The 9,329-nt window shown below is 72.4% G+C and carries 8 protein-coding genes, 1 tRNA gene and 1 pseudogene; 7 read left to right on the forward strand and 3 right to left on the reverse strand.

Annotated features, from left to right (window positions below):
• A pseudogene (locus tag B7P34_RS33510) lies at positions 1 to 816 on the reverse strand (hypothetical protein); the annotation flags it as partial.
• A 10-nt stretch (positions 817 to 826) separates the two neighbouring features.
• Positions 827 to 1,804 (reverse strand): SMI1/KNR4 family protein, encoded by a 978-nt coding sequence (locus tag B7P34_RS33515; protein WP_106681939.1) that lies wholly within the window; start codon positions 1,802 to 1,804, stop codon positions 827 to 829.
• Between the two features lie 408 nt (positions 1,805 to 2,212).
• On the opposite strand from B7P34_RS33515, the gene B7P34_RS33520 reads away from it, so the two are divergent.
• Both B7P34_RS33520 and B7P34_RS33525 read left to right on the forward strand, forming a co-directional pair.
• On the forward strand, positions 2,213 to 2,785 hold the full coding sequence (locus tag B7P34_RS33520; RefSeq protein ID WP_106681940.1) for a YwqJ-related putative deaminase: 573 nt from the start codon (positions 2,213 to 2,215) through the stop codon (positions 2,783 to 2,785).
• Positions 2,786 to 2,789: 4 nt separating this feature from the next.
• Positions 2,790 to 3,299 (forward strand): SUKH-3 domain-containing protein, encoded by a 510-nt coding sequence (locus B7P34_RS33525; protein WP_106681941.1) that lies wholly within the window; start codon positions 2,790 to 2,792, stop codon positions 3,297 to 3,299.
• Between the two features lie 255 nt (positions 3,300 to 3,554).
• Here the strand turns inward: B7P34_RS33525 and B7P34_RS33530 are convergent, their stop codons facing one another.
• Complete coding sequence (locus B7P34_RS33530; RefSeq protein ID WP_106681942.1) at positions 3,555 to 4,952, reverse strand: sensor histidine kinase; 1,398 nt, start codon at positions 4,950 to 4,952, stop codon at positions 3,555 to 3,557.
• Positions 4,953 to 5,124: 172 nt separating this feature from the next.
• Here B7P34_RS33530 and B7P34_RS33535 point away from each other — a divergent pair.
• From B7P34_RS33535 to pth, 5 genes are all read left to right on the forward strand, one after another.
• Positions 5,125 to 5,195, forward strand: a tRNA-Gln gene (locus B7P34_RS33535).
• A 107-nt stretch (positions 5,196 to 5,302) separates the two neighbouring features.
• A complete protein-coding gene (glmU, locus tag B7P34_RS33540) occupies positions 5,303 to 6,757 on the forward strand; it encodes a bifunctional UDP-N-acetylglucosamine diphosphorylase/glucosamine-1-phosphate N-acetyltransferase GlmU (protein WP_106681943.1) in 1,455 nt (484 codons plus the stop codon).
• Positions 6,758 to 6,830: 73 nt separating this feature from the next.
• Positions 6,831 to 7,805, forward strand: a complete 975-nt coding sequence (locus B7P34_RS33545; RefSeq protein ID WP_058046637.1) for a ribose-phosphate diphosphokinase — start codon at positions 6,831 to 6,833, stop codon at positions 7,803 to 7,805.
• A gap of 222 nt (positions 7,806 to 8,027) precedes the next feature.
• Positions 8,028 to 8,603, forward strand: a complete 576-nt coding sequence (locus B7P34_RS33550; RefSeq protein ID WP_106681944.1) for a 50S ribosomal protein L25/general stress protein Ctc — start codon at positions 8,028 to 8,030, stop codon at positions 8,601 to 8,603.
• Positions 8,604 to 8,687: 84 nt separating this feature from the next.
• Positions 8,688 to 9,287, forward strand: a complete 600-nt coding sequence (pth, locus tag B7P34_RS33555) for an aminoacyl-tRNA hydrolase (protein ID WP_223268501.1) — start codon at positions 8,688 to 8,690, stop codon at positions 9,285 to 9,287.
• Positions 9,288 to 9,329 lie beyond the last annotated feature (42 nt).

The raw sequence follows: 9,329 nt of genomic DNA on the forward strand, positions 1-9,329 counted from the left end.
CGCCGGGGGCTGCTTGTCCGCTACGGCGCCGGCGGCGGAAACCGGCCCGCCCGGCGTGGCGGGAGGCCCGGCCGGCGACAGGGGAGCGGCCAGCGGCACCGGCGCGCCCAGCGACGCGTCCGAGGACGCGGCGGAGCGCGCGGACGTGCCCGAAGCGCCGTCAGCGGACGCGTCGGCGGACGCACTCATGTGCGCCCCCATGTGCGCACCCGAAGCACCGCCCGCAGACGCTCCGTCAGGCGCACTCGTAAGCGCGCCCGAAGCGCCACCGGCGGACCCGCCGGATCCGGCCGCGGGCGCACCAGCACCAGCACCAGCACCAGCAAGCGAACCCGCACCCGTCCCCGCACCCGCGCCGGAAGACGACCCCGTACCGGAAGACGCCCCCGCACCGGCCGGCGACCCGCCGCCCGACGTCGAGCCGTCGCTCCTCCGGTCCGGAATGCCCATCGCGTCCGCCGCGTCCTGCAGCCACTGCGGCGGGCTCAGCAGGAACGACGTCGCGTTCAGGTCCAGCCGTTTGGGCGGGGCGTCCGACGGTTCCGGTTCCTCCACGGCCACGGCTCCGTACTCCTCCTCGTAGCGCCGGATGACCTCGCCCACCGGCAGCGCCGGCCACAGCGTCGTCTCCCCGCTGTCCCGGGCGATCACCAGCCTGGCGTGCCCGCCGTCGGACGTCGGACCGTCCTCGCGGTCCTCGGCCCACACCACGAACCCCAGGTCGAACTCGCGGACCCGCACCTCCCGGTGCTGGTACGCCGGCACGTCACCGTTGGCCCAGCGCTCACCGCGCTCCTGCGCCTGCGCGAACGTCACCACCGCGCGCTCACCCCTCCACCGGGACGGCGTAGGCGAAGCCGCCGTCCACCATCAGGCCGGCCACCGTCTCCAGCTCCGGCGGACCGCCCGCCAGCCGCGACAAAAACACGTCGAAGTCCTCACCACAGGGCAGCAGCAGCCGCTCCACCCGCTCCTGCACCGTCCAGCCGTCCCGGTCGCGCGCGTCGTCGTACGGGCAGAACCAGACCGAGCCGGTCGCCTCGCCCTTCACCTTCACCGCGAGTACGCCCCCCTGGACGAATCCCACGCCCAGATAGTCCTTGGTGAAGTGGTCGCGCAGACACTTGTTGACGTAGACGAGGTCGTTCACGGCGGCCTCGTCGCGCACGGTGAAGAACGGCTGGTCGATGAGCAGGCCCAGCTCGGCGTCCAGCGCGGCGCCGACCGGGGCGCAGCCGCCCGCGGCCTTCAGGAACGCCCGGTACGCGCCCGGCAGGCGGTAGCCGAGGTCCTCCTCGACGCCCTGGACCTGTTCCTCCGTCACCGCGAGGTCCCGCTGCGGCAGCACGAAGTGCACCGGCCGGGTCTCCTGCAGCGGGCGCGTGCCGCGCTTCTCCTGGTCCACGGCGGCCGTCGCCAGCCCGCCGTGGTGCCGCAGCAGCGCCTTGACGTCGGCGGGCACCAGCTCCAGCCGGCGCGTGCCCGCCACGTGGTGCCACGTCCAGCCGTGCGGCGTCGCGACCGACGGCAGGCTGGCCCACAGCTCGTGGCCGGCAGCGTGCAGGGCGGCGTTCGCGGACACGTAGTCCGTCAGCCGCAGTTCGTCCACGCCGAAGCCCTCCGGCGGCTCCGCGATCTCCGCGGCCGCCCGCGCGTACGGCGAGAAGTCCGGGTGTCCCGAGTCGTCCATCCGCACCCCCTTGGGATAGCGGCTGGCGCGGACCGGGTCCGGGAAGTGCACGACCTGCCCGGCGTAGGCCGCGTTCGGTGGCGCGGCCTGCTGCCCGAGCCGACCTGTCGTCATGGCGGAAGCCCCCTGCTGACTGTGGATCCGAAAGGCCCCGTCGATCCGAAAGGCCCCGACGAACGCCGCGGTCGCCGCGCGTCACCGGTCCCCCGCCCGGGCCACGGGGCGGCCCGGCCGGCCGGTGTCCCCATGGCCGAGAACACCCCGTGGCGCACAGCCTATGCGGTACCGCAAGACGGGGGCCGCGCCCAGGTCCGCCCCCGCCGCTCCCGGCCCGGCCGGCGGACGTCCGTCACGCCCCGTGAGCACCGTCCCGGCCACGCCGCCGCGCCCCCACCGGTCCGACCATCCGACACCTGAACACCACGCGACACCCCGCCAACCCCGACCTGACTTCCACACCTGCCGTCCCGTTTGGCAGGCTGATCCCCGCAACAGGGGGATTGCAGGGAGGGAAGAACCACCATGCACACGACTCAGGACCGGCCGCCGGCCGACGACCACGGCACGACGGCCTCCGGCGACCCCCGGCTCACCTGGAGCACCGAGGACGCCGACCGGCCCCCCGCCCTGCTCCACCGCCGGGACGGCATCCTGCCCGCCGTGGCCGCCGCCCTGTCGGTCCGCGGCGAGACGCTGACCTGCACCGGCGGCAAGGCCGACGTGCCGCCCGCCCTGCACCCCCTCGTCCAGGACTTCCTCGACACCCTCACCAGCGACCGGCGCGAGCGCTTCACCGGCCGCTGCTCCGAGGCGCTGCTGCTGACCCGCTTCCTCACCGCCCACGAGAACAGCCGCAGCAAACGTGCCGCCCGCAAACCCCTCACCCACGGCGAGGCCCGGCGCGCCCTCAAGCACGCCAAGCTCACCGCCCGGCACATCCGCGAGGAGGGCGACCCCCGGCACGGCGCGTACGCCCCGCCGTGCCGCTCCTGCACGGCGCTGCTGAACCACTTCGGTGTACGCAGCGTCGACCCCGCCGCACCCGCCAAGGCCGCCGTGCTCAAGAGCGCCGCCGCACTCAAGAACAAGGGCTGACCACATGCGCGCCTTCGACCGCACCGCGGCCACCCGGTTCCCCGCCGCCGTGGACGCCGCCCTGCGCGAAGCCGGGTGGCAGCCCGGACGCTGGGACATCAAGGCCGCCGAGAACTGGGCCGACGCCCTGCGCGCCCACTCCTCCCCGGCCGGCCACCGGCACACCGTCTTCCCCGCCGCCGTCGAGGCCTGGGCGGAGTTCGGGGGCCTGCACATCACCGGGACGGGGACGGGCCGGCACATCGCCCCGACGCCGTTCCACATCGACCCGCTGCACGGCCTCCACCTCGCACGCACCGTCGCCGACCTGGGGCGCGCACTGGGGGCCGAAGTGTGCCCGCTCGGGCAGGAGGCGGACGGGCAGGCGCTCCTCGCCATCGACGCCCACGGCCGCGTCTACAGCCTCGACCACACCGGCGACTGGTACCTCGGCTCGGACATCGACCACGCCATCGGCACGCTCGTCAGCGGAACCCGGCCGTCACGGCTGTCGGCGGGCACGGGACGCCGCTGATCCGTTTCCCGTACGGGATCCACGGGCCCGTACGGAATCCGCGGGCCCCTACGCGTTCCGCGGGCCCGTACGGAATCCGCAGGAGGCGCCGGCACCGGTCCGTGCCACCGCTGACCGGAGCAACGCGAACCGGCCAAAAACCAGGCGAAAACCGGCCGAAACCCGGCCGGGCGCCGAACAGCCGCAGAACGGCACACACCGCGCCGAACTAGAAAGGCCGAGCGCCCGCACCGGGCCACGCGCCCCCGCTCCGCCCTACGCCCCCGCGGCCACGCTGTCCGCCGACCCCGCCGGGATGACCGCCGACACCCGGAAGCCGCCCGCGTCCGTCGCGCCCGACACGAACACGCCGCCCAGCGCCGAGACCCGCTCCTTCATCCCCACCAGGCCGTTCCCGCCGCTCGGCAGGCCGGGAGCGGCCGCGCCGCCGTCCGACGGCCCGTTCTCCACCTGCAGCGCCACCTCGGCCCCGCGGTGCGCGACCCGCACGACGGCCTTCGCGCCCGGGGCGTGCTTGTGGACGTTGGTCAGCGCTTCCTGCACCACGCGGTACGCCGTGCTCTCCACCCGTGCGCCGTACGCGCGCTCCTCGCCCTCCACCGACAGCTCCACGGCCATCCCGGCCGCGCGCGACTGCCCGACGAGATCCTCCAGGCCGTCCAGGCACGGACCGTCACCGGACGCGGACCCGCCGTCCAGCGGACCGGCATCCGCGCGGCCCCCGGCGCCCACACCCGCGGACACCCGCGCCGACGCCGCCGCGGCGACCTCCGCCAGGCGCCGCGAGTCCAGCGCCGAGGCCGCCTCGGGCACGGACTCCTCCGACGACGTCCGCAGCACGCCGAGCATCTCCCGCAGCTCGGTCAGCGCCTGCCGGCCCATGTCCCCCACCAGGCCCGCGTTCCGCGAGGCCTTCTCGGGGTCCTTCAGGGCCACGGCCTGCAGCGCCGCCGCATGCACCACCATCAGCGAGACCCGGTGCGCCACCACGTCGTGCATCTCGCGCGCGATGCGCGTCCGCTCCTCGTTGCGCGCCCACACCGCGCGCTCCTCGGCCCGCTCGGCCAGCAGCGACAGCTCCCGCTCCAGGCCGTCCGCCCGCTCCCGCAGGCTCTCGACCAGCCGGCGCCGCGCGCCCACGTACAGCCCCGTCAGCACCGGGGGCGCCGTGAGCCCCAGCGCGACCAGGGTCGAGAAGAACAGCGTCGCCCACATGTCCGGGGGGCCGCCTTCGTCGCCCACGTTCTGGTGGAACTTCGCGAAGGTGACCGCGAACGTCCCCGCCACGGACACCGCGGCCAGGATCACCGTGAGCCGGCGCGGCACGTCCGACGCGGCCAGCGTGTAGAGGCCGACGATGCCGAGCAGGAACCCCAGCTCGGCCGGGGTGATCGCGATTCCCAGCAGCACCACGGCCACCGGCCACCGGCGCCGGAAGATCAGCGTGGCACCGACGAGCAGCCCCACCAGGGTCGGGAGCGCCCTCGGTATCCCGTGATCACCGGCGAACGCCGCGCCCTCCGCCGCGCACTCCAGTGCGGACACCAGCGCCAGCGCGACGTCGAGCACCATGCTCCGCCGCCGCGCCCACCACCAAGGCCCGTCCGGCGCGCCGCGCGCGCCCGCCTCCGCGATTGCCCCCGTTGTGGTCATACCACCCAGACTACGGAAGGCCGCCACACCTTTTCCTGTCCATGACGAGCCGCCCCGGGTCCGCGACTCCGCCCCGTTACCCGCCGTACCGTCGCACTGACGGGCACCCGTACGGCATAGTGTTGGCTGCGACCGCGTCCGATCAAGCGAATCGGGCGCAACGGACGAACCATCCCGGGTCGTCTAATGGCAGGACAAATGATTTTGGTTCATTGAATGAGGGTTCGATTCCTTCCCCGGGAGCCCCGAGCAGGGTCCTGACCGCCCAGGTCAGGACCCGCGCGCGTTTCAGCAGTAAAACGCACCGGTATCCTTCGGATGTCCACCACCCGAAGCCGAAGGGCACACCCGTGAGCGCCAACCGCCCGGCAGCCGTCGTCGTTCTCGCAGCGGGTGAGGGCACCCGCATGAAGTCGGCGACCCCCAAGGTCCTGCACGCCATCTGCGGACGTTCCCTCGTCGGCCACGTCGTCGCCGCCTCGCGCGAGCTGGACCCCGAGCACCTCGTCGTGATCGTCGGGCACGCCCGCGAGCAGGTCTCCGCGCACCTCGCGCAGATCGACCCCGAGGCCCGCACCGCCGTCCAGCACGAGCAGAACGGCACCGGCCACGCCGTGCGCATGGGCCTGGAAGAGCTGTCGAACAGCGGGATCGCCCTCGACGGCACGGTGGTCGTCGTCTGCGGCGACACCCCGCTGCTGACCGGCGCCACGCTGAAGACCCTCAGCGACACCCACGCCGCCGACGGCAACGCCGTCACCGTGCTGACCGCCGAAGTCCCCGACTCCACCGGCTACGGGCGCATCGTGCGCGACGACAGCGGCGCCGTCACGGCGATCGTCGAGCACAAGGACGCCACGGACGCCCAGCGCGCGATCAGCGAGATCAACTCCGGGGTCTTCGCGTTCGACGCGCAGCTGCTGACGGACGCCCTCGGCAAGGTCCGCACGGACAACAGCCAGGGCGAGGAGTACCTGACGGACGTCCTGGGCATCCTGCGCGAGGCCGGGCACCGGGTGGGCGCGGCCGTCGCGGACGACCACCGCGAGATCCTCGGCATCAACAACCGCGTCCAGCTCGCCGAGGCCCGCAAGCTGCTCAACGAGCGGCTGCTGCACGCGGCGATGATGAGCGGCGTCACGGTCGTGGACCCGGCGTCGACCTGGGTCGACGTCACCGTCACGTTCGAGCCCGACGCGATCGTCCACCCCGGCACCCAGCTGATCGGCGCCACGAGCCTGGCCGCCGGCAGCGAGGTCGGCCCGAACACGCGCCTGACGGACACCACGGTCGGCGCCGGCGCGCGCGTGGACAACACCGTCGCGGACAGTGCCCTGATCGGCGCGGGCGCCCTCGTCGGCCCCTTCGCCTACCTGCGCCCGGGGACGAAGCTCGGCCCGAAGTCAAAGGCCGGCGCGTACGTCGAGATGAAGAACGCCGAGATCGGTGAGGGCACCAAGGTGCCGCACCTGTCCTACGTCGGCGACGCGACGATCGGCGAGTACACCAACATCGGCGCGGCGAGCGTCTTCGTGAACTACGACGGTGTGAGCAAGCACCACACCACGATCGGCTCGCACTGCCGCACCGGATCGGACAACATGTTTGTGGCTCCGGTCACGATCGGGGACGGCGCGTACACCGCCGCCGGCTCGGTCATCACCAAGGATGTGCCCCCGGGTTCGCTGGCCGTCGCACGTGGACAGCAGCGGAATATCGAGGGCTGGGTGGCACGTAAGCGCCCGGGAAGCGCAGCCGCACAGGCCGCTTCCACCGCTCACCGGGAGACCGACGGCGAGCAGTGACCGTGACACGGGTACGCCGTGCGGGGCGTACCGTGATAAGCGCACACAAAGCGACATCCAAGGAGACTGTGCTGTGACCGGGATCAAGACGACCGGCGAGAAGAAGCTGATGCTCTTCTCCGGCCGCGCCCACCCCGAGCTTGCCGAGGAGGTCGCGCACCAGCTGGGCGTCGGCCTGGTCCCGACCAAGGCATTCGACTTCGCCAACGGCGAGATCTACGTCCGCTTCCAGGAGTCGGCGCGTGGCGCGGACTGCTTCCTGATGCAGAGCCACACGGCTCCCATCAACAAGTGGGTCATGGAGCAGCTGATCATGATCGACGCGCTGAAGCGCGCGTCGGCCCGCTCCATCACGGTGGTCGTGCCGTTCTACGGCTACGCCCGTCAGGACAAGAAGCACCGCGGCCGTGAGCCGATCTCGGCCCGTCTGATCGCCGATCTGTTCAAGACGGCGGGCGCGGACCGGATCCTCACGGTCGACCTGCACACGGACCAGATCCAGGGCTTCTTCGACGGCCCGGTGGACCACCTGTTCGCGCTGCCGATCCTGGCGGACTACGTGGGCGCCAAGGTCGACCGCGAGAAGCTGACGGTCGTCTCCCCGGACGCCGGCCGCGTGCGCGTCGCCGACCGCTGGTGCGACCGTCTGGGCGCGCCGCTGGCGATCGTCCACAAGCGCCGTGACAAGGATGTCGCCAACCAGGTGACGGTGCACGAGGTCGTCGGTGACGTGAAGGGCCGCGTCTGCGTCCTGGTCGACGACATGATCGACACCGGTGGCACGATCTGCGCCGCCGCGGACGCCCTGTTCGCCAACGGTGCCGAGGACGTCATCGTGACGGCCACGCACGGTGTGCTGTCCGGTCCCGCCGCGGACCGCCTGAAGAACTCCAAGGTGAGCGAGTTCGTGTTCACCAACACCCTGCCGACGCCGGGCGAGCTGGAGCTCGACAAGATCACGGTGCTGTCGATCGCCCCGACGATCGCGCGCGCCGTGCGCGAGGTCTTCGAGGACGGCTCGGTGACGAGCCTCTTCGAGGAGCAGTGAGCCTCCGGCAGCACTGGTCTGCCGGCTGCAAAAACGATCGTCCTGGGACCGGCCGGTCCTGATCGATTTCTGAGCGGCCTCCCCCGCCGGGTACACTCCTTGAGTTGCTCGGCGAGGGAGGCCGCACTCATGTGCGGCGGTCCGTTATCGACGCGCTCTTCGTAGCAGGTCCGTATGCGGCCGGGTAACGGCCCATCGATCAGCTACTCAGAGGAGTGCACCATGGCTGAGATCAAGATCCCCGCCCAGGTCCGTGCCGAGTTCGGCAAGGGCGCTGCCCGCCGCATCCGCCGCGCCAACCAGGTTCCCGGCGTCGTGTACGGCCACGGTTCCGAGCCGGTCCACGTCACCCTGCCGGGTCACGACCTGATGATGGCCCTCAAGACCCCGAACGTCCTGCTCTCCCTGGACATCGAGGGCCGCGACGAGCTCGTCATCCCCAAGGCCGTCCAGCGTGACGCCCTCAAGGGCTTCCTCGAGCACGTCGACCTGCTGGTCGTCAAGCGCGGCGAGACGGTCACCGTCGAGGTCCCGGTCCACACCGAGGGCGAGATCGCCCCGGGCGGCAACCTCATCGAGCACACCCTGACCGCCCTGCCGGTCGAGGCCGAGGCCACCCACATCCCCGAGGCCGTCACCGTCTCCGTCGCGGGCCTCGAGGCCGGTGCCTCCGTCCTGGCCAAGGACGTCGTCCTGCCGGCCGGTGTCGCCCTCGCCGTCGACGCCGACGCCGTGGTCCTGCACGTCGTCGCCGGCCAGGCCGCCCCGGCCGAGGCCGCTGAGGGCGCCGAGGCCTGATCCTCGCCGCACCCGGCTTTTCTTCCCGACCGCCGTCCCGCTCCCGATGAGGAAGCGGGACGGCGGTTGGCGTATGAAGGAGACATGCAGATGACGGACGACTCCAGCCCCTGGCTGATCGTGGGCCTGGGCAATCCCGGGCCGGAGTACGCGGGCAACCGCCACAACGTGGGCTTCATGGTCGCGGACCTGCTCGCGGAGCGGATGGGCGCCAAGTTCAAGGCGCACAAGGCCTCGCGGGCCCAGGTCGTCGAGGGCCGCCTCGGCGCGCCCGGCCCCTCCAGCCGCCGGGTGGTGGTCGCCAAGCCGATGTCGTTCATGAACCTGTCGGGCGGGCCGACGACGGCGCTGCGGGACTTCTACAAGGTGCCCGTCGAGCGGGTGATCGCCGTCCACGACGAGCTGGACATCGACTACGGCCAGCTGCGGCTGAAGCTCGGCGGCGGCGACAACGGCCACAACGGCCTGAAGTCGATCACGAAGTCCCTGGGCCCGGACTACCTGCGGGTGCGGTTCGGGATCGGGCGGCCGCCCGGTCGCATGCAGGTGGCGGACTTCGTGCTCAAGGACTTCTCGTCCACGGAGCGGAAGGACCTCGGCTACGAGGTGGACCGGGCCGCGGACGCGGTGGAGTCCTTGATCGTGGACGGCCTGGAGCGCGCGCAGAGCACGTACAACTCGTAGGCCTCCCTTACCGCGAAGGGCGGGCGGACCGGCTTAGCCGGT

The organism is Streptosporangium nondiastaticum, assembly GCF_003011965.1.
GTDB lineage: Bacteria > Actinomycetota > Actinomycetes > Streptomycetales > Streptomycetaceae > Streptomyces > Streptomyces nondiastaticus.